At 73.8% G+C, this 18,962-nt stretch carries 17 protein-coding genes; 10 read left to right on the top strand and 7 right to left on the bottom strand.

Annotated features, from left to right (window positions below; genetic code table 11):
• Nucleotides 1–7: 7 nt before the first annotated feature.
• On the bottom strand, nucleotides 8–199 hold the full coding sequence (locus ACIBNE_RS15530) for a hypothetical protein (protein ID WP_399271703.1): 192 nt from the start codon (nucleotides 197–199) through the stop codon (nucleotides 8–10).
• Between the two features lie 9 nt (nucleotides 200–208).
• Entirely contained in the window at nucleotides 209–871 is a 663-nt protein-coding gene (cofC, locus tag ACIBNE_RS15525) for a 2-phospho-L-lactate guanylyltransferase (protein ID WP_399271702.1), read from the bottom strand.
• A 149-nt stretch (nucleotides 872–1,020) separates the two neighbouring features.
• On the opposite strand from cofC, the gene ACIBNE_RS15520 reads away from it, so the two are divergent.
• The 3 genes from ACIBNE_RS15520 (at nucleotide 1,021) to ACIBNE_RS15510 (ending at nucleotide 4,016) form a co-directional block, all read left to right on the top strand.
• A complete protein-coding gene (locus ACIBNE_RS15520) occupies nucleotides 1,021–1,773 on the top strand; it encodes a lysophospholipid acyltransferase family protein (protein ID WP_399271701.1) in 753 nt (250 codons plus the stop codon).
• The gene (locus tag ACIBNE_RS15515; RefSeq protein WP_399271700.1) at nucleotides 1,770–2,780 is read left to right on the top strand and encodes an NAD(P)H-dependent glycerol-3-phosphate dehydrogenase; all 1,011 of its coding nucleotides are present in this window, start codon (nucleotides 1,770–1,772) and stop codon (nucleotides 2,778–2,780) included. The genes ACIBNE_RS15520 and ACIBNE_RS15515 overlap by 4 nt, the downstream gene beginning before the upstream one ends.
• Nucleotides 2,781–2,861: 81 nt before the next feature.
• Nucleotides 2,862–4,016, top strand: a complete 1,155-nt coding sequence (locus ACIBNE_RS15510; protein ID WP_399271699.1) for a D-alanine--D-alanine ligase family protein — start codon at nucleotides 2,862–2,864, stop codon at nucleotides 4,014–4,016.
• A gap of 30 nt (nucleotides 4,017–4,046) precedes the next feature.
• Here ACIBNE_RS15510 and ACIBNE_RS15505 read toward each other — a convergent pair whose 3' ends face one another.
• Nucleotides 4,047–4,532 carry a DUF3515 domain-containing protein gene (locus ACIBNE_RS15505; protein ID WP_399271697.1) on the bottom strand — a complete coding sequence of 162 codons (486 nt, stop codon included), beginning with the start codon at nucleotides 4,530–4,532 and terminating at the stop codon, nucleotides 4,047–4,049.
• A gap of 19 nt (nucleotides 4,533–4,551) precedes the next feature.
• Nucleotides 4,552–4,785, bottom strand: coding sequence for an Lrp/AsnC family transcriptional regulator (locus tag ACIBNE_RS15500; protein WP_399271696.1), 234 nt, complete (start codon nucleotides 4,783–4,785; stop codon nucleotides 4,552–4,554).
• Between the two features lie 206 nt (nucleotides 4,786–4,991).
• On the opposite strand from ACIBNE_RS15500, the gene ACIBNE_RS15495 reads away from it, so the two are divergent.
• Both ACIBNE_RS15495 and thiD read left to right on the top strand, forming a co-directional pair.
• Nucleotides 4,992–5,957: a thiamine-phosphate kinase gene (locus ACIBNE_RS15495; protein WP_399271695.1), complete on the top strand. Its 966-nt coding sequence runs from the start codon at nucleotides 4,992–4,994 to the stop codon at nucleotides 5,955–5,957.
• A gap of 63 nt (nucleotides 5,958–6,020) precedes the next feature.
• On the top strand, nucleotides 6,021–6,839 hold the full coding sequence (gene thiD, locus ACIBNE_RS15490; RefSeq protein ID WP_399271694.1) for a bifunctional hydroxymethylpyrimidine kinase/phosphomethylpyrimidine kinase: 819 nt from the start codon (nucleotides 6,021–6,023) through the stop codon (nucleotides 6,837–6,839).
• A 106-nt stretch (nucleotides 6,840–6,945) separates the two neighbouring features.
• On the opposite strand, the gene rpmB is transcribed toward thiD, so the two are convergent.
• Complete coding sequence (gene rpmB / locus ACIBNE_RS15485; RefSeq protein ID WP_003957616.1) at nucleotides 6,946–7,131, bottom strand: 50S ribosomal protein L28; 186 nt, start codon at nucleotides 7,129–7,131, stop codon at nucleotides 6,946–6,948.
• A gap of 353 nt (nucleotides 7,132–7,484) precedes the next feature.
• On the opposite strand from rpmB, the gene ACIBNE_RS15480 reads away from it, so the two are divergent.
• The gene (locus ACIBNE_RS15480; RefSeq protein ID WP_399271693.1) at nucleotides 7,485–9,209 is read left to right on the top strand and encodes a DAK2 domain-containing protein; all 1,725 of its coding nucleotides are present in this window, start codon (nucleotides 7,485–7,487) and stop codon (nucleotides 9,207–9,209) included.
• 71 nt (nucleotides 9,210–9,280) lie between these two features.
• On the opposite strand, the gene ACIBNE_RS15475 is transcribed toward ACIBNE_RS15480, so the two are convergent.
• Together ACIBNE_RS15475 and ACIBNE_RS15470 are read right to left on the bottom strand one after the other, a co-directional pair.
• Nucleotides 9,281–12,199: a tetratricopeptide repeat protein gene (locus ACIBNE_RS15475; RefSeq protein WP_399271692.1), complete on the bottom strand. Its 2,919-nt coding sequence runs from the start codon at nucleotides 12,197–12,199 to the stop codon at nucleotides 9,281–9,283.
• Nucleotides 12,196–14,073: an HSP90 family protein gene (locus ACIBNE_RS15470; protein ID WP_399271691.1), complete on the bottom strand. Its 1,878-nt coding sequence runs from the start codon at nucleotides 14,071–14,073 to the stop codon at nucleotides 12,196–12,198. The genes ACIBNE_RS15475 and ACIBNE_RS15470 overlap by 4 nt, the downstream gene beginning before the upstream one ends.
• A 174-nt stretch (nucleotides 14,074–14,247) precedes the next feature.
• On the opposite strand from ACIBNE_RS15470, the gene recG reads away from it, so the two are divergent.
• From recG to ACIBNE_RS15450, 4 genes are all read left to right on the top strand, one after another.
• Nucleotides 14,248–16,449, top strand: a complete 2,202-nt coding sequence (gene recG / locus ACIBNE_RS15465; protein WP_399271690.1) for an ATP-dependent DNA helicase RecG — start codon at nucleotides 14,248–14,250, stop codon at nucleotides 16,447–16,449.
• Between the two features lie 138 nt (nucleotides 16,450–16,587).
• The gene (gene rsmD / locus ACIBNE_RS15460) at nucleotides 16,588–17,172 is read left to right on the top strand and encodes a 16S rRNA (guanine(966)-N(2))-methyltransferase RsmD (RefSeq protein WP_399271689.1); all 585 of its coding nucleotides are present in this window, start codon (nucleotides 16,588–16,590) and stop codon (nucleotides 17,170–17,172) included.
• Between the two features lie 26 nt (nucleotides 17,173–17,198).
• Nucleotides 17,199–17,678 carry a pantetheine-phosphate adenylyltransferase gene (gene coaD / locus ACIBNE_RS15455; protein ID WP_399272919.1) on the top strand — a complete coding sequence of 160 codons (480 nt, stop codon included), beginning with the start codon at nucleotides 17,199–17,201 and terminating at the stop codon, nucleotides 17,676–17,678.
• A 110-nt stretch (nucleotides 17,679–17,788) separates the two neighbouring features.
• Complete coding sequence (locus tag ACIBNE_RS15450; protein ID WP_399271688.1) at nucleotides 17,789–18,961, top strand: cell division initiation protein; 1,173 nt, start codon at nucleotides 17,789–17,791, stop codon at nucleotides 18,959–18,961.
• The last annotated feature ends 1 nt before the right edge of the window (nucleotide 18,962 follow it).

Raw genomic sequence — 18,962 nt, 5'->3', positions numbered from 1 at the left:
CGTGGTCTCAGAACGTCTGGAGCGTCACCAGGGTGATGCGGGCGTCGTCCCGCTCGATGCGGACCCGTTGCCCCGGACGCAGCAGCCGCAGGCCGCCGGCGTCGAACGCCGCGGCGTCGAAGTCCACCGGGGTGCCGTCGTCGAGCAGCACGCTGCCGCTGCGGGTCTCGGAGTCGTAGGTGTACGCGGTCGCCTGCATGGCCGAAGCCTAACCGCCCGGTCTCGCCACCTGCCGCAGCGCCGCGGTGTGCGGGCCCACTCCCAGGGCCAGGGCCACCCGCAGGTCCTCCCAGGTGTCCACGTCCTGGCGCACGGACAGCGCCTCCCGCGGCCCGTCGGGGAGGATTTCCACCGCCCCCGACGCCAGGTGCCGATCCCGCGAACGGCCGCCGAATGCCGGAGCCAATTCCACGCCAGGCGCCGCCGACAGGAATGTAGTACCGATTTCGGCCGCGTCCCGGAGAAAAGCCCGACGGAATTGGGCGGCGATATCAAACACCCGCGCCAATTCCCCCGGACGCAGCGCGGGCAGATCCGCGTTCAGCGCCGCTACCGCCGCGTCCGGCCGCACCGCCCGCACCGCCCGCGCCCCGTGCGCCAGCGCCGCGTTGAGTCCCGCGCCCGGCGCGTCCGGCACGACGCGGGCGCCCGCCGCCGTCAACGCCGCCCCCGCCGCGGGGTCGTCGGTGACGACGACCACATCGCGCACCGCCGCACAGCGCACCGCCGCGGCCACCGTGTCCTGCGCGAACGCCAGGGCCAGGCGGGGGCGCAGCGGGTCGTCGGGGGCGGCCAGCCTGCTCTTGGCCAGTGCGAGCGGCTTCAGGGGGACGATCAGGGACCAGAGGTCGGCGCTCGGGGCGGTGTTCATCGAGGGATATTCTCGCTCGCCCGTACGAGAGTCCGTACGAGAGCCCGGAGGGCCGGGCTCCAGAGCGGGGCGTACGGTGTTCTCGACAGAGCAGGGGCCTGGGGCGACACTTGACCGTCAGTAGCCAGGCCGCAGAGGAAGGTGTCCGAGTGTCCCGCCGCAGAATCGGCTTCTGGTACCGCCTGGCGGCGGTCATCGCAAAACCGCCACTGGTGGTGCTGTTCAAGCGGGACTGGCGAGGAATGGAACACATTCCGGCCGAGGGCGGATTCATCACCGCGGTCAACCACAACTCGTACCTGGACCCGCTCTCCTACGGGCACTTCCAGTACAACACCGGCCGGGTGCCCCGCTTCCTGGCCAAGGCGGGGGTCTTCAGGACGCCCGGCGTCGGGGCGATCCTGCGCGGCACGGGCCAGATCCCGGTCTACCGCGAGTCCACCAACGCGCTGGACGCGTTCCGCGCCGCCGTCGAGGCCGTCGAACGCGGCGAGTGCGTCGCCTTCTACCCCGAGGGGACCCTCACCCGCGACCCCGACGTCTGGCCGATGGCGGGCAAGACGGGCGCCGCGCGCGTCGCGCTCATGACCAGGGCACCGGTCGTCCCGGTCGCCCAGTGGGGCGCCCACGAGGCCATGCCGCCCTACGCCAAGGAGAAGAAGGTCCGCCTCTTCCCCCGCAAGACCCTGCGGGTCCAGGCCGGTCCGCCGGTCGACCTCAGTCGGTTCTACGACAAGGAACCCACCCCCGAACTGCTCCGGGAGGCGACCGAGGTCATCATGGCCGGGATCACCGAGCAGCTGGCCCTGTTGCGCGGCGAGACGCCGCCCTCCGAGCCGTACGACCACCGCAAGGCCCGTGCAGAACAGCGGCGCAAGGCCGCAGGAGAGGGACCCAAGTGAGCCGTGCCGTCAAAGCAGCAGTGTTCGGCACCGGCTCCTGGGGCACCGCCTTCGGCACGGTGCTCGCGGACGCGGGCTGCGAGGTGACCCTCTGGGGCCGCAGGCCCGAGCTGGCCGAGGCCGTCAACACCACCCGGACGAACCCCGACTACCTCCCGGGCATCGAGCTGCCCGCGGGGCTGCGCGCCACCACCGACCCCGCCGAGGCCGCGGACGGCGCCGACTTCACCGTCCTGGCCGTGCCCTCCCAGACCCTGCGCGGCAACCTCGCCGCCTGGACCCCGCTGCTCGCCCCCGGCACCGTCCTCGTCTCCCTGATGAAGGGCGTCGAACTGGGCACGGCCAAGCGGATGAGCGAGGTCGTCGCGGAGGTCGCCGGAGTCGGGGACGAGCGGGTCGCCGTCGTCACCGGGCCCAACCTCGCCAAGGAGATCGCCCAGCGCAGGCCGGCCGCGGCCGTGGTGGCGTGTGCCGACGAGACGGTCGCCCAGCGGCTCCAGGCCGCCTGCCACACCCCGTACTTCCGCCCGTACACCAACACCGACGTCGTCGGCTGCGAGCTGGGCGGCGCCGTCAAGAACGTCATCGGCCTCGCCGTCGGCATCGCGGACGGCATGGGCCTGGGCGACAACGCCAAGGGCTCGCTCATCACCCGCGGCCTCGCCGAGACCACCCGCCTCGGCCTCGCCATGGGCGCCGACCCGCTGACGTTCTCCGGACTCGCGGGCCTGGGCGACCTGGTGGCGACCTGTTCGTCGCCGCTCTCGCGCAACCACACCTTCGGCACCAACCTCGGCAGGGGCATGACCCTCCAGGAGACCATCGCGGTCACCAAGCAGACCGCCGAGGGCGTCAAGTCCTGTGAATCCGTACTGGACCTGGCGCGCAGGCACGGCGTCGACATGCCCATCACGGAGACCGTCGTGGGCATCGTCCACGAGGGCAAGCCGCCGATGGTCGCGCTCAAGGAGCTGATGTCGCGCAGCGCCAAGCCGGAACGGCGCTGAGGCGGCGCCGCCGGGGGAACGGGGCGCACGGGGCCGGCGGGCACTGAATGTTCGAGTGGCAGCGGGTAGTCTCGACGCGATATGAGCACCGAGAACCTCCTCCAGAGCCCTGAGCAGCCGCGCAAGCCGCGCGTCGCCGTCGTCTTCGGCGGACGCAGCTCCGAGCACGGCATCTCCGTCGTCACCGCGGGTGCCGTGCTGTCCGCCATCGACCGTTCCACGTACGACGTGCTGCCGATCGGCATCACAGCGGACGGCCGTTGGGCGCTGACCGCCGACGACCCGGCCCGGATGGCCATCACGGACCGGAAGATGCCGGAAGTGGCGCAGCTCGCCGAGTCCACCGAGGGCGGCGTCGTCCTCTCGGTCGAGCCGGGCAACCGCGAGGTCGTCTACACCGAGCCGGGCTCGGTGCCCAAGGCGCTGGGCGAGGTCGACGTCGTCTTCCCGATGCTGCACGGCCCGTACGGCGAGGACGGCACCCTCCAGGGCCTGCTGGACCTCGCGGGCGTCCCGTACGTCGGCTCCGGCGTCCTGGCCTCGGCGGTCGGCCAGGACAAGGAGTACATGAAGCGCGTCTTCATCTCCTACGGCCTGCCCGTCGGCCCGTACGAGGTGATCCGCCCGCGCGAGTGGGACAACGACCCGGCGGCCGCCCGCAAGAAGATCGTGGACTTCGCGGGCGAGCACGGCTGGCCGCTCTTCGTGAAGCCCGCGCGCGGCGGCTCCTCGATGGGCATCACCAAGGTCAACGACCTCTCCGGGCTGGACGGGGCGATCGAGGAGGCCAGGCGCCACGACCCGAAGATCCTCGTCGAGTCGCTGCTGCGCGGCCGCGAGATCGAGTGCGGGGTCCTGGAGTTCGAGGACGGGCCGCGCGCGAGCGTGCCCGCCGAGATCCCGCCCGTCACGGCCCACGAGTTCTACGACTTCGAGGCGAAGTACATCGACTCGGCGTCCGGGATCGTGCCCGCCCCGCTGACGGCCGAGGAGACCGCCGAGGTCCAGCGCCTCGCGGTCCAGGCGTTCGACGCGGTCTCCTGCGAGGGCCTGGTCCGCGCGGACTTCTTCCTCACCGACGACGGCGAGTTCGTCATCAACGAGATCAACACGATGCCCGGGTTCACGCCCATCTCCATGTACCCGCGCATGTGGCAGGAGAGCGGCGTCTCCTACCCGGAGCTGGTGGACCGGCTCATCCAGGCGGCCCTGCGCCGCTCCACGGGCCTGCGCTAGCCGTCCCGAACGGCCCGGGGGCGCCGCGGTTCAGTCCGCGACGCCCTCGGGGACCGTCTTCTTCACCGGCGCGGCGAACTCCGTCAGCAGCCCCGCGCCGTGCTCCCGCGCGTGCTCCGCGTCCAGCGTGACCTCGACGTACGCGAGCCGCAGCCCGGTCGTGAACCGGTAGCCGCCGTCCTCCAGCTCCTCCACCAGCCAGGCCACCCCGTCGACGGACATCCCGTCCTCGCCGGGATCGGTCATCTTGGCGGGCCTGGGCACCCCGCAGCGCAGTACGATCGCGGAGTCCCCCCATGCGGCGGTCAGCGTCGACTCCGGTTCGGGGTCGCGCCGTTCGCCGCCCGCCACGTCCTTCGGCAACTCCCGGTCCAGGGAGTCGCAGAGCGCGGCGGTCTTCTTCGACGGGGTGGGAACCGTGATCGTCGCGGCTGCGTCCGTGGAGGAGCAGCCTGCCGCGAAGAGCAGCAGGAGCGCGGCGGACGGGCCGAGAAGCCGGTGGCGGAAGGAAGGCACCGGCCCAGCGTAGACGGGGCTACAGATGGACCACGGGGCAGGTAAGGGTGCGGGTGATCCCGTCCACCTGCTGCACGCGGGCGACCACCATGCGGCCCAGCTCGTCGACGGTGTCCGCCTGCGCGCGGACGATCACGTCATAGGGTCCTGTCACGTCCTCGGCCTGAATGACCCCCGGGATCTTGGAGATGAGCTCGGCGACGGTCGACGCCTTTCCCACTTCGGTCTGGATGAGGATGTACGCCTGTACCACGGAACCTCCAGGGCGGCCACGAGGATCTTGTGGGGGGAAGAAGGGACGCCACCGTATCGCGTCGCCACGGGCCGCGGGGAGAGTTGCGCGACCCGGGGCGCCCGCGGCGACGCGCCCGGCAAACAGAAGTTGACGTACGTACTGACGGTACCTAGAGCAGTGATGGCTCGCGACCGCAAGCGCACTGGGGCAGAAGGGGCACACCGATGAAGGGCACTGTGGGCGAGTTGGGGGAGTTCGGGCTCATCAGGGAGCTCACCTCCCGGCTCACCTCCACTCCGGCCGTACGCCTGGGACCCGGCGACGACGCCGCGGTCGTGGCCGCCCCCGACCGCCGGGTCGTGGCGAGCACCGACATCCTCCTGGAGGGCCGCCACTTCCGCCGCGACTGGTCCACCGCCTACGACGTCGGGCGCAAGGCCGCCGCGCAGAACCTCGCGGACATCGCCGCGATGGGGGCCGTGCCGACCGCGCTGCTGCTCGGCCTGGTCGTGCCCGGCGACCTGCCGGTGACCTGGCCCACCGAGCTGATGGACGGCATCCGCGACGAGTGCCAGGTCGCGGGCGCCGCCGTGGTCGGCGGGGACGTGGTCCGCGGCGACACCATCACCGTCTCCATCACCGCGCTCGGCGACCTGCGCAACCACGACCCGGTGACCCGCTCGGGCGCGCAGCCGGGCGACGTCGTCGCGTACACCGGCTGGCTCGGCTGGTCCGCCGCCGGGTACGCGGTCCTCTCGCGCGGCTTCCGCTCCCCGCGCGCCTTCGTCGAGGCGCACCGCCGCCCCGAGCCGCCGTACCACGCGGGCCCCGCGGCCGCCGGGCTCGGCGCGACCGCCATGTGCGACGTCAGCGACGGGCTCGTGGCCGACCTCGGGCACATCGCGGAGGCCAGCAAGGTCCGCATCGACCTGCGCTCCGGGCTGATCGACATCCCGTCCCAGATGAGCGACATCGGGCAGGCGGTCGGCGTCGACCCGATCCAGTGGGTGCTGACGGGCGGCGAGGACCACGCGATCGTCGCGACCTTCCCGCAGGACGTGAAGCTGCCCGCCCGCTGGAAGGTGATCGGCGAGGTGCTCAACCCGTCCGCGCTGCCGCAGGTGACGGTGGACGGGGCGCCGTGGACGAAGAAGAGCGGCTGGGACCACTTCGGCGAGATCGAGGACTGAGCCGGTCCGCGGGGGACGGGGGACGGGGGCGGGGTCCGCACGGCGTACGGCTAGATTCGCCGCATGCACATACCACCGCGCGTGCTCACCGTCGCCGGGTCCGACTCCGGCGGCGGCGCGGGCATCCAGGCCGACCTCAAGACCATGCTGGCGCTCGGCGCGCACGGCATGAGCGTGCTCACCGCCGTGACCGCGCAGAACTCGCTGGGCGTCCAGGGCGCCTGGGAACTGCCGGTGGAGGCCGTCAGGGCCCAGTACCGCAGCGTCGTCGACGACATCGGAGTCCAGGCGGTGAAGACCGGCATGCTGGCGTCGGCGCCGCTCGTGGAGGCCGTCGCCGAACTGCTCGCGGGCACGGACGCCCCGGTCGTCGTCGACCCGGTCGGGGTCTCCAAGCACGGCGACGCGCTGCTCGCCGCGGAGGCACTGGATTCCGTACGGCAGCGGCTGCTGCCCGTCGCGACCGTCGCGACCCCGAACCTGGACGAGGTGGCGCAGCTCACAGGCGTACGGGTGGAGAGCGAGGCCGACATGCGGCGCGCGGCGGCCGCCGTGCTGGCGTTCGGGCCGCGCTGGGTGGTGATCAAGGGCGGTCATCTGGCGGGGTCGGGCTCGGCCGAGGCCGTTGACCTGCTCACCGACGGGGACCGCGAGCAGTGGCTGCGCGCCCCGCGCCTCGACAACCGGCACACCCACGGCACGGGCTGCACCCTGGCGTCCGCCATCGCGTCGGGCCTCGCCAAGGGGCTCGACGTGCCGGAGGCCGTGGCGGCGGCGAAGGAGTACGTGACCGGGGCGATCGCCGCGGGGTTCCCGCTGGGATCCGGGATCGGCCCGGTGGACCACGCCTGGCGGGTGCGCGACCGGAGTGACCGGCCCTGAGGGCCTGATTCCGACCGCGCGCGGGCATGGCGAAAGGCCGGTCCACCGAGGTGGACCGGCCTTCAAGGCAACCGCAGGGGCTGCGCTACGACGAACCTCGTCGGCGTTAGCGCGAGACCTTGCCGGCCTTGATGCACGAGGTGCAGACGTTGAGCCGCTTCGGCGTCCGACCGACCACGGCACGCACGCGCTGGATGTTCGGGTTCCAGCGACGGGACGTACGGCGGTGCGAGTGCGAAATGTTGTTGCCGAAGCCCGGCCCCTTGCCGCAGACGTCGCAGTTGGCAGCCACGGGTCACTCCAAAGACTTCAGATTTACAGTGAATTCCGGCGCGCCGGAATCAGGAGACTGAAGGTGGCTTGCCGGGGGAATGGCCCGACTTTCGCCGGGCAACCGAAGCAGCATACAACGCCTGCTCCGATAGAACGAAACTACCATGGCTCGCCGGTCCTCCGCCCCGGCCCCCCAGGTCGGCGGCCCTCCCTCGTGCTGCCGCTGGGCTGGGACTACCCTGCGGATCCGGTCGGCGGACCGCGCCGGCTTCCCGCTCCGTACCCGTCCGGTACCCGTCCCGTATCCGCTCCGTTCACGCCCCGAGTCACGTCCCGAATCACGCCCCGAGTCACGTCCCGAGGAGGACCCAGGTGACGCAGCCCTCCGCTGCCGAGACAGCCGCCGTAGCGGTACGGAACTGGTGCGCGCTGGCCCTGGAGGCACTGGGCCGCGAGCGGGCGGAGATCGACGCGATCAACGTCTATCCGGTGGCGGACGGGGACACGGGGACGAACCTCTACCTGACCGTGGAGTCGGCCGCACAGGCGGTCGAGGCGGTCTTCACCGCGTACGAGACGGGTTCCACGGCGCCCGATCCGGCGGACGCGGTGCGGGCGATGGCGCACGGCGCGCTGATCGGCGCGCGCGGGAACTCCGGGACGATCCTGGCGCAGTTCCTGCGCGGGGCGGCGGGGGTGCTGGCGGAACGCGGTCCGGGTGCCGAGGGGTGGCGGGCGGGCGGGGTGCTCGGGGCCGCGTTGCGCAGGGGCGCGGACCTGGCGCGCGAGGCCGTCGCGCACCCCGTCGAGGGGACGGTGCTGACGGTCGCCGAGGCGGCGGCGGTCGCGGCGGTCGCGGTCTCGGACGGTGCTTCGAGCGGCTCTCCCGACGGTTCTTCGGACGGTTCGACGGACGGTGCTTCGAGCGGCGGGAACGTGACGGAGGTCGCACGGGCGGCGTACGAGGGGGCGCGCAGGGCCCTGGAGGAGACCCCGGGCCAGCTGGACGTGCTGGGGCGCGCGGGGGTCGTGGACGCGGGCGGGCGGGGCCTGGTGGTGGTGCTGGGCGCGCTCGTGGAGGCGGTGGGCGGCGAGGCGGTGGCCGTGCGGCGGTACGGGAGGCCGGGGAGCACGGCGGAGCACGCGGCCGAGGGGTGCGGCGACGGGCACGGCCCCGGGCCCGAGGACGGGTACGAAGGGCCGGCCTTCGAGGTGATCTACCTCCTGGAGGCGGACGACGCGGCGGTGGCCCGGCTGCGCGCCCGGCTGGACGCGCTCGGGGACTCCCTGGTGGTGGTCGGCGGCGACGGGCTGTGGAACGTCCACGTGCACGTCGACGACGCGGGGGCGGCGGTCGAGGCGGGCGTTGAGGCGGGCCGCCCGTACCGCATCCGCATCACGCACTTCGCCTCGTCGGGCCAGGCCGTCCCGGAGCGGGTCCAGCGGGCGGTCGTCGCGGTCGTCCCGGGGGAGGGGCTCGCCGGGCTGTGCGCGGACGCGGGCGCGACGACGGTGCTCGCGCGGCCGGGGGAGCCGCACGCGAGCGGCGAACTGGTGGACGCGATCCGGCGGGCGCACGCGCGCGAGGTGGTCCTCCTGCCGAACTCCGCCGACCTGCGGCACACCGCGGCCGCGGCGGCCGAACAGGCGCGCACGGAGGGCGTACGGGTCGCCCTGATCCCGACCCGGGCGGCCGTCCAGGGCATCGCGGCGCTGGCCGTCCACGAGCCGGAGCGGCGGTTCGACGAGGACGTGGTCGCGATGACGGCCGCTGCGGGCGCCACGCGCTACGCCGAACTGGCGGTCGCCGAGCGGCAGTCGTGGACGACCGCGGGAATCTGCCAGGCGGGCGACGTGCTGGGGCTGATCGACGGGGACGTGGCGGTGATCGGCGAGGACCTGGCGGCGACGGCGAGGACGGTCCTGGACCGGATGCTCTCGGCGGGCGGCGAGCTGGTGACGCTGGTGCTGGGGGAGGGGGCGCCCGAGGGGCTGGGGGAGACCCTGGAAGGCCACGTGCGGGAGGCGTACCTGGCGGTCGACACGGTGAGCTACGCGGGCGGGGGACGGGTCCCCCTCTCGGTGGGCGTCGAGTAGGCCCCTGCCGTAGGGTGCGCGCCGCCCACCGGCCCGCCCCCGCCCCCTGCCGCCCCGCCTGCCCCCGCCCCCTACTCCTGCCCCTCCGCGTGCTCCAGGATCGACTCCGCCTCCGCGACCCGCTCCCGCGCCCCCTCGTCCGTACGGCCCGAGTACACCTCCCTGACCCTCCGCGCCCGAGCGGCCGCCGCCGCGCCCCGGCCCAGCTCCGCCTCCAGCCACGCGGCCATGAGCTCCGCGCCCGTGCGCGGGTCGAGGAAGTCGGCGCCCGCCGCGCCGTACCCGGCGACCGCCCTCTCCGCGTACCCGAGGGCCGTCTCGCGGTCACCGCTCTCGGCGACCAGCTCCGCGCTCTGGCGGTGGGTGTCCGCCAGCTCGGCGAGCCACTCGGCGGCCGCCCCGCCCGCCCCGCCGTCCGACGGGGCGAGCATCACCTCGCACTCCCGCGCCGCCGAGGCCATGAACGCGACCGCGTCCGCCGCACGCTCCTCGCGCAGGGCGATCCACGCCCGCACGCGCAGCGTCCGCACCACCGCGCGCACGTCGCCGAGCGAGCGCCACAGCTCGCCGGCCCGCTCGTACGCCCGCTCCGCCTGCGCGTGCAGCTCCGCGCGGAACAGCGCCTCGCCCGCGAGGTTCGCGAGCACCGCGTGGTCCCGCTGCTCGGGCCACGCGCTCGCCAGCTCCGCGCCCCGCAGCCAGTGCTCCGCCGCCGCCCTCGGCTCGCCCAGGGCGGTCAGGGCGTCGCCCAGCCACCACAGCGTCTGCACGACCGTGCCGTCGCCGTGCCCCTCGACCGTGAGGTCGGGCAGCACCGCCTCCAGCACGGCCGCCGCCTCCGCGCTCCGGCCCAGCCGCAGCAGGTGGCCGCCCAGCTGGTGCCTGGCGTACGCCCCGAGGCCCGCGCTCTCGCCCGCCTCGTCGGCCCAGTGCGCGCCCTCCAGCGCGTGCTCGGACGCCTCGGCGAACTCGCCCGCGCCCGCGAGCAGCTCCGCCACCTGGAGGTGCAGCCGGGCCCGACCGCGCGCGCCCGCGCGCCCCGCGCCGTGCTCCAGGGCCGAGCGCGCGGCCCGCAGCGCCGTGTCGAGGTCGCCGAGGTGCCGCGCGGCCCCGGCGAGCCGCATCCACGGCTCCACCGCGAACCACGGCAGCCCCGCCGCCTCGTAGACCTCGGCCGACCGCGCGTACAGCTCCACCGCGCCGGTCACGTCCTCGCCGTACGCGGCGACGTCGCCCAGCGCCGTGTACGCCTCCGCGACGCGCGCCGCCACCCGTTCCTCGTCGCGGCGCGGTTCGGCCAGGGCAAGCACCTCGCGCGCCGCGCGCCCGACCTCGGCCACCGCCTCGTCGGACTCGCCGAACCGCTCGGCGAGGATGCGCACCCGGCACAGCAGCGCGCCCGAGGCCTGCCGGGTCGTCGCCCCGCCCGCCGCGTGCAGGGCGAGCGCGCGGGCGCACGGCTCCTCGACGGCCGCGAGCGCCTCCTCGTACCGCCCGTCGAGCGCCAGCGCGTACGCGCCGCGCGCGCGTGCCGCCGCAGCCTCGCCGAGGTCGCCCGCCTCCTCGTACAGCGCGGCGGCCGACGCGAACAGGGCGACCGAGCGGGCCGGTTCGGTGGCGCCCGCCATCGCCCGGTGGTCCTCGATCTCCGCGCGGTCCCGCACCGACAGTTCGGTCCCCGAGCGCTCCGCCTCGTCGGCGGCGGCGGCCCAGGTCCGGCCCGCGTCCGGGTGCTGGGCAGCCGAGAGCCGCCTGGCTTCGGCGAGCAGCCCGGCGAGGTCGGGGGCCCCGGCGCCAGGGGTTTCGGGCACCGGCACGGCGCTGTCGCGGGGCGCCGCGTCCTCCCGTACGGGCGTGCCGGAAGCCGTCGCGGGGGCGAGCCGCGCCGCCCGTACCCCCAGCGGCAGCCGCTCGGCCAGCGGCCGCCGGTCCAACTGCGTCCGCACCGCCGTGCTCACCGCGTCCGTGCCGTTGCGCGCGTCGAAGCGGCCCGCGAGCGCCAGCGCCCGCTCGCGCGCGTGCCCGGCCAGCGCGCGGGCCGTCCAGCGGCCGTCGGCGGGGCCCGGCACGTCCTGTTCGCCGTGGCCGATGGCGGTCAGCCGGTCCATCAGGAGCGCGGTGACCGCGAGGAAGTCCAGCAGGCTGTCCGGGTCGCCGCTGTCGGTGAAGTACGAGGGACGGTCGGCCAGGATCTCAAGGGCGCGCGGTTCGTTGCCGGTCAGCGCGCAGAACTCCACGTGCCGCGCGACGGAGGACCGCATGCTCTCCATCTCGCGGACCATGCGGTACCCGCGCAGGTGGTTGGCGCGGGCCTCGCCCGTCCTGCCGAGCCGCACCAGCGGCAGCAGTGACGACGCCAGCACGGCGTGCGGCTCGTGGGCGCAGGTGTGCTCGCCCGCGAGGACCGGCTGCCAGGTCTCCAGGGCGCGCTCGTCGTCCCCCAGCTCCCGGTGCCAGCTGCCCTGTCCGTGCAGCTCGCAGGCGTGGCAGTCGCTCATCCTGTCCCGGTCGGCGGCCAGCCACGCGGCGAACGCGCGTTCGGCCCGCGTCCGGTCGCCGACGTGCCGGGCGACCCGGAACTCGCTCTGCCGCACGGCCCGTTCGGAGTGGCCCGCGATGCGGTACCTGTGCTCCATCTCGCCCAGCCACTTCTCGATCGAGGCGAGCGGGATGTGCGGCTGGTCGAGCATGCCGCTGGAGACCCACTTGAAGATCCAGTGCAGGGAGTGCGCCTCGTGGGCGTCGAAGTCCCCGGGCCGCTCGTCCCAGATGCGCAGCAGCCGCGCGAAGGGGACGAGCATCTTGTCCTTCTCGGAGCTGTAGTTGTAGACCTGCACCTGGTGGCCCAGTGCCTCGACGAGGGCCAGCGGCTCCCGGATCCGTTCGGCCTCGGCGAGCAGCAGCTCGGCGCGGGCGTTGCGCGCGGGGCCCTCGGGCCGGGCGTGGTTCTCCCGCAGCGCCTCGCGGAGCGCGTCGAAGGTCATCGTCATGCCCGGTCGTCCCCCTGCTGGTCGTTCTCGTCGTTCCGGTCGTTCTCGTCGCGCCTGCCGGCGGGGTGTTCCCGGTCGTGCGTGGCCCACTCCAGGAGGCCGCCGAACGCCCGGTTGAGCAGCGCCGTGTCGGCGGGCCGCAGCGGCCGCTGGGCCATCAGCAGCGCCTGCCCGTACAGCGACTCGACCGCCGTGCCCGCCAGCTCCCGGTCGGCGATGCCGCTGATCCGGCGGACCAGCGGATTGAGGTGGTTGAGCACCAGCCGGGCGCGCGGCGCGGTGCCGCGCAGCGACCCGAGGATGCCCGCCCACAGGTCGTCCGCCTGCTCCTCGGCCTCCGCACGGGCCCGTTCGTGGCGGGCCGAGCGGTCGTCGAGGTGCAGCGCGGGCACGGTCAGCGGGTGGAAGGAGCGCAGGGACACGTCGCAGTCGAGCGGATCCAGCGTGGCACGCGCCACTGACAGGAAGCCCGCCAGCACAAGCTCGTCCGCCGGGTCCACCGCGTCCAGGTGCGCGGTCACCGTGTCGGCGTCCAGCTCCGCGACGGACGCCCCGGGCCGCACCAGCGGCAGCCGCTCGACCAGCTCGGCGTCGTACGTGTAGCCGCCGTTGACGACCCCGATGCCCTGCGCGGACGCGATCGGCGCGACCTGCCGGAACTCCTCGACGGTACGGGTGAAGTGCACGACCGGGTGGCGGCGGGCGAACTCGTCCAGGGACAGCCGCCCGTCCGTCGTCTCGAACGGCAGCCACGGCAGCATCGTGCGCAGCATCTCCGCGTCGTGCCGCGCCAGCGACTTCACCCCCAGGTGGTGCACGGAGAGGAACTGCCCCAGCCGCTCCGGATCGCCGGTCGCGAGCCCCGTGAGCCAGTCCCTGATCCGCTCGCCCAGCGCCTCCCGCACGGCGGCCAGGGTCTCGTCCGCGTACAGCGCCTCGCGCGAAGCGGTGGGCCGCAGGCTGTCCGTGTCGATCACGCAGCGCACGAAGAACGCCCATTCGGGCAGCAGGTCGTCCGCCCGGTCCGTCAGCAGCATCCCCTTCAGGTGCACCCGGTGTCCGGCGCGCTGCGCGGGGGAGACCGCCGACGGCAGCACGTGCGCGACCCCGCGGACGCCCGCCGCGGGCAGGTCCAGCTCGATCGAGTCGAGCGGCGAGAACCCGAACTGCTCGTGACAGTGCCCCGCGAGCGCCACCCGCCGGGCGGCCGGGCTCGGATGCGGCCGGTCCCAGGGCGCGGGCAGATCGGTGACCGGCTGTTCGCCGACCCGCACGTCGTACGGCAGCAGCGAGCCGAAGTCCCTGGCCAGCGCCAGCACCCGGTCCTGCGCCAGCCACTCGGCGCTGCCCGGCCGCGCCACCAGGTGGACGGTCGTACCGGGCTCCACGCGCGCGTCGCCAGGCAGCGTACGGACGGTGTACGAGCCGTCGTCGCGCGCCGCCCACTCCACGGGCGGTGCCTCCGGCCGCCGCGCCGACCTGCTGACGACCCGGATCTCCTCGGCGACGACGAAACAGGCGAGCAGTCCGATGCCGAACTGCCCCAGGAACTCGGCCCGCGCGCTCTCCAGGCCCTCGCTGCCCCCGCGCTTGGAGCTGCGCCCGATGGTGGCCAGCAGGTGGTGCACGTCGTGCTCGGTCAGCCCGATGCCGCTGTCCTCGACGCGCAGCCGCCCGTCCTCGGCGTACAGCCGCACGCGCGCGGGCGCGTCGGGCTGTTCGGCGCGGCGCGCGGTGACGGCGTCGACGGCGTTCTGCAGCAGCTCGCGGAGGTAGACCCGCGGCGAGGAGTAGAGGTGGTGGGAGAGGAGGTCCACCAGGCCGCGCAGGTCGACCTGGAAGGTGTGCGGAGTCTGGGTCTGATCAGGAGTCATCGTCGCAGCGCCGGTGGGGGGACGGGCGAAGGCGCGGGTCTGGCGGCCCCGGATGAGAGGTGACCGCGAAGGGGCGGATGGGGTGGGGAGGAGCGCAATCCTAGGGTTCAGCCCGCCGTACTGACCAGGGCGTTCCGGCGGTCGCGGCGACGATTGTCAGCGCTGTGGTGTGCAATGGAGGGCGTGCCTGCGCTCGATGAACCACTGAAGAAGTCGCTCGGCGGAACCACCGCGAAGGTGATGGCCGAGCACCTCGGCCTGAACACGGTCGGGGACCTGCTGCACCACTACCCGCGCAGATACGCCGAGCGGGGCCAGCTCACCCGCCTCGCCGACCTCCCGCTCGACGAGCACGTCACGGTGGTCGCCCAGGTCGCCGACGCCCGGGTGCTGACCTTCAACGGCGGCCGGGGCAAACGCCTGGAGGTCACCATCACGGACGGCAGCGGCAGGCTCCAGCTCGTCTTCTTCGGGCACGGCGTGCACAAGCCCCACAAGGAGCTGCCGCCCGGCACGCGCGCGATGTTCGCGGGCAAGGTCGGCACCTTCAACCGCAAGCTCCAGCTGGCCCACCCCACCTACCAGCGGCTGGACGCCGACGGCGACGACAGCGCGGCGGTCGGCGCCTTCGCGGGCCGGCTGCTCCCGCTCTACCCGGCCTGCAAGCAGATCGACTCCTGGAAGATCGAGAAGGCCGTCGACACGCTCCTGGCCCTCTTCGAGGCGGAGCGGTGGCAGGGCGTCGTCGACCCGCTGCCGCCCGCCCTGCGCGACGGCCGCGGCCTGCTCCCGCTCCCCGAGGCCCTGCTCAAGATCCACCGCCCGCGCGACAACGCGGAGATCGCCGCGGCCAAGGACCGCCTCAAGTGGGACGAGGCCTTCGTCCTCCAGGTCGCCCTGGCCCGCCGCCGCCACGCCGACGACCAGCTCCCCGCGGTCGCCCGCAGACCGGTGGCGGACGGCCTCCTCGACGCCTTCGACGCCAAACTCCCCTTCACGCTCACCGAGGGCCAGCAGAAGGTCTCGGCGGAGATCTTCGGCGACCTCGCCACGGAACACCCGATGCACCGCCTCCTCCAGGGAGAGGTCGGCAGCGGAAAGACGATGGTGGCGCTGCGGGCCATGCTCGCCGTCGTGGACGCGGGCGGGCAGGCCGCGATGCTCGCGCCCACCGAAGTGCTGGCCCAGCAGCACCACAGGTCGGTCACCGAGATGATGGGCGAGCTGGCCGAGGGCGGTCTGCTCGGCGGCTCCGAGCTGGGCACCAAGGTCGTGCTGCTCACCGGCTCCATGGGCGCGGCCGCCCGCCGCCGGGCGCTGCTCGACCTGGTCACGGGCGAGGCGGGCATCGTGATCGGCACGCACGCGCTGATCGAGGACAAGGTGCAGTTCCACGACCTCGGCCTGGTCGTCGTCGACGAGCAGCACAGGTTCGGCGTGGAGCAGCGCGACGCCCTGCGCTCCAAGGGCAAGCAGCCGCCGCACCTGCTGGTCATGACCGCGACGCCCATTCCGCGCACGGTCGCGATGACGGTCTTCGGGGACCTGGAGACCTCCGTCCTCGACCAGCTCCCCGCCGGGCGCTCCCCGATCGCCAGCCACGTCGTCCCCGCCCAGGACAAGCCGCACTTCCTGGCCCGCGCCTGGGAGCGGGTGCGCGAAGAGGTGGAGAACGGCCACCAGGCGTACGTGGTCTGCCCCCGCATCGGCGACGGCGAGGACGAGCCCAAGAAGAAGCAGGCCGCGGAGGAGGCCGACAAGCGCCCGCCGCTCGCGGTCGTGGAGACCGCGGAGAAGCTCGCCGGCGGCCCGCTCGCCGGGCTGCGCGTCGAGGTGCTGCACGGGCGCATGGCCCCCGAGGACAAGGACGACGTGATGCGCCGCTTCGCCGCGGGCGAGGTCGACGTCCTGGTCGCGACGACGGTCATCGAGGTCGGCGTGAACGTCCCCAACGCCACCGCGATGGTGATCATGGACGCGGACCGGTTCGGCGTCTCCCAGCTCCACCAGCTGCGCGGCCGCGTGGGCCGGGGCTCGGCCCCCGGGCTCTGCCTGCTGGTCACCGAGGCCCACGAGGCGAGCCCGGCCCGCGCCAGGCTCGGCGCCGTCGCCGCCACCCTGGACGGCTTCGAACTGTCCCGCATCGACCTCGAACAGCGCCGCGAGGGCGACGTGCTCGGCCAGGCCCAGTCGGGCGTCCGCTCCTCGCTGCGGGTCCTCGCGGTCATCGACGACGAGGAGGTCATCGTCGCCGCCAGGGAGGAGGCGACGGCCGTCGTCGCCGAGGACCCGGAGCTGACCGCGTACCCGGAGCTGCGCACGGCGCTGGACGCGCTGCTGGACAAGGAGCGGGAGGAGTACCTGGACAAGGGGTGAGGAGGGACGGGGAGGGAGGCACTCCCTCCCTCCCCGCCCCTCCCCGCCCCGTACGGCGGTCCCCGCGCGGGCCCCGTGCCGTCGGGCCCCATATCGTGGAGAGCCCCGACCCCTCTCCCCGCGAAGGACCCCACAGAGATGACCCGCGTGATCGCCGGTACGGCCGGCGGACGCCGCCTGGCCGTACCGCCGGGCAACGGCACCCGCCCCACTTCCGACCGCGCTCGCGAAGGGCTCTTCTCCACGTGGGAGTCGCTCCTCGGCTCGTTCCGCGGGACGCGCATCGCCGACCTGTACGCGGGCTCCGGCGCCGTCGGTCTGGAGGCGCTGTCCCGGGGCGCCGTGCACGCCCTGCTGGTCGAGGCGGACGCCCGTGCCGCCCGCACGGTGCGCGAGAACGTGAAGGCGCTGGGCCTGCCGGGCGCCGACGTCCGCGCGGGCAGGGCGGAGCAGGTCGTGACGGGACCGGCGCCGCAGGACCCGTACGACATCGTCTTCCTCGACCCGCCGTACGCCGTCGAGGACGACGATCTCCGGGAGATCCTGATCACACTCCGCGCGGGGGGCTGGCTCGCGGAGGACGCCGTCGTCACCGTGGAGCGCAGCACGAGGGGCGGGGAGTTCGGCTGGCCCGACGGCTTCGAACCGGTGCGGGCCCGTCGCTACGGCGAAGGCACGCTTTGGTACGGTCGCGCCGCCTCTACGTGCGAAGACGCACGATGACCGGACCTGGGAGCGAGGGACTTCAGTTGCGCCGCGCCGTCTGTCCGGGGTCGTTCGACCCCATCACCAACGGACATCTCGACATCATCGCCCGAGCCTCGAAGCTGTACGACGTCGTGCACGTCGCGGTGATGATCAACCAGTCCAAGAAGGGCCTGTTCACCGTCGACGAGCGGATCGAGCTGATCCGCGAGGTCACCGGTGACTTCGGCAACGTCCAGGTGGAGTCCCACCACGGCCTGCTCGTCGACTTCTGCAAGGAGCGCGACATCCCGGCCATCGTGAAGGGGCTGCGGGCGGTCAGCGACTTCGACTACGAACTCCAGATGGCGCAGATGAACAACGGCCTGACGGGCGTCGAAACCCTGTTCGTGCCGACCAACCCCACGTACAGCTTCCTCTCCTCCTCGCTGGTGAAGGAGGTCGCGGCCTGGGGCGGCGACGTCTCCCACCTGCTGCCGCCCACCGTGCACACGGCCCTCGTGGAGCGCCTGAAGCAGCGGTGACCCGGCGGCCGCCGGGTGACGGGCCGTCATCGGGTGTCCGGCGGGCGCCGACTGGCCGTACAGTCGTGCCGTCCGTCTCCCAACCAGCTGTAGAGAGTGGCGAGCACACGGTGGACGTGCAGAAGAAGCTCGACGAGATCGTCGAAGCGGTCGGTAACGCCCGCTCCATGCCCATGTCGGCGTCGTGCGTGGTCAACCGCGCCGAGCTGCTCGCGATGCTCGAAGAGGTGCGCCACGCGCTGCCGGGCTCCCTGGCCCACGCCCAGGAGCTCATCGGCGGGCGCGAACAGCTGGTCGAGGAGGCCCGCCAGGAGGCGGAGCGGATCATCGAGGCCGCGCACGCCCAGCGGGGCACGCTGATCTCCGACACCGCCGTGGCCCGCCAGTCCCAGGACGAGGCGGACCGCATCCTCTCCGAGGCCCGCCGCGAGGCCGAGGAGATCCGCGCGGAGGCCGACGACTACGTCGACTCCAAGCTCGCCAACTTCGAGGTCGTCCTCACCAAGACCATCGGCTCCGTCGACCGGGGCCGCGAGAAGCTGCTGGGCCGGGGTCCCGGCCTCGACCCGCAGGGGTACGGGGACGAGGACGCCCCCGAGTACACCAGCGACCCGGCCGCGCTGATCCAGCGCGCCGACGAGTACGTGGACACCAAGCTCGGCGCGTTCGAGGCGGTGCTGGCCAAGACCCTGGAGGCGGTCGGCAGGGGCCGCGAGAAGCTGCTGGGGCGCGTCGCGACGGACGACCTGGGCGCGCACATGGCGGCGCAGGACGCGGCGGACCCGCAGACCCGCACCAGCGACGCGGACTACCTGGCGGGCCTCGCGGAGCTGGCCGACCCGGTCCCGGCGACGCCCGCGGCCCCGCCCGCGCCCCCGGCCCACCAGCCGCAGATCCCGGCCCAGCAGCCCTACGCGGACCCCTCGTACGCCGAATCCGCCTACGCGGACTACCAGGACGTCCCGCAGCCCGCAGGCCAGGACGCCTACGCGGGCTACCCGGCGGCGGCGCAGCACCAGGATCCGTACGCCTACCAGCAGCCGCAGCAGGGCTACGACCAGACCTACGGCGGCGGCACCTACGGCGGCGGCTGGCCCCAGCCCCCGCAGCACCAGCCGGACGTGCACCAGCAGCCCCACCAGCTGGACGCACACCAGCAGCACCAGCAGCACGACCAGCACCAGCCCCAGCACCAGCAGGGCGGCGCGCTGGACGAGACCAGCTTCTTCGACACGAGCATGATCGACCTGGAGCAGCTGCGCAGGTACGAGCAGGGGCGCTGAC

The organism is Streptomyces sp. NPDC050504 (assembly GCF_044458065.1).
Lineage (GTDB): Bacteria > Actinomycetota > Actinomycetes > Streptomycetales > Streptomycetaceae > Streptomyces.
Note: the sequence above shows the minus strand (reverse complement) of the source record. Positions and strands in the feature narration are given on the sequence as shown.

Bases quoted from the DNA above. Each gene is read 5' to 3' on its own strand.
- ACIBNE_RS15495 (WP_399271695.1), top strand. From the start codon at position 4,992: ATGAAGGGCACTGTGGGCGAGTTGGGGGAGTTCGGGCTCATCAGGGAG.
- rsmD (WP_399271689.1), top strand. From the start codon at position 16,588: ATGACCCGCGTGATCGCCGGTACGGCCGGCGGACGCCGCCTGGCCGTA.
- ACIBNE_RS15530 (WP_399271703.1), bottom strand. From the start codon at position 199: ATGCAGGCGACCGCGTACACCTACGACTCCGAGACCCGCAGCGGCAGC.
- cofC (WP_399271702.1), bottom strand. From the start codon at position 871: ATGAACACCGCCCCGAGCGCCGACCTCTGGTCCCTGATCGTCCCCCTG.
- ACIBNE_RS15470 (WP_399271691.1), bottom strand. From the start codon at position 14,073: ATGACTCCTGATCAGACCCAGACTCCGCACACCTTCCAGGTCGACCTG.
- thiD (WP_399271694.1), top strand. From the start codon at position 6,021: ATGCACATACCACCGCGCGTGCTCACCGTCGCCGGGTCCGACTCCGGC.
- recG (WP_399271690.1), top strand. From the start codon at position 14,248: ATGGAGGGCGTGCCTGCGCTCGATGAACCACTGAAGAAGTCGCTCGGC.
- ACIBNE_RS15510 (WP_399271699.1), top strand. From the start codon at position 2,862: ATGAGCACCGAGAACCTCCTCCAGAGCCCTGAGCAGCCGCGCAAGCCG.
- ACIBNE_RS15475 (WP_399271692.1), bottom strand. From the start codon at position 12,199: ATGACGATGACCTTCGACGCGCTCCGCGAGGCGCTGCGGGAGAACCAC.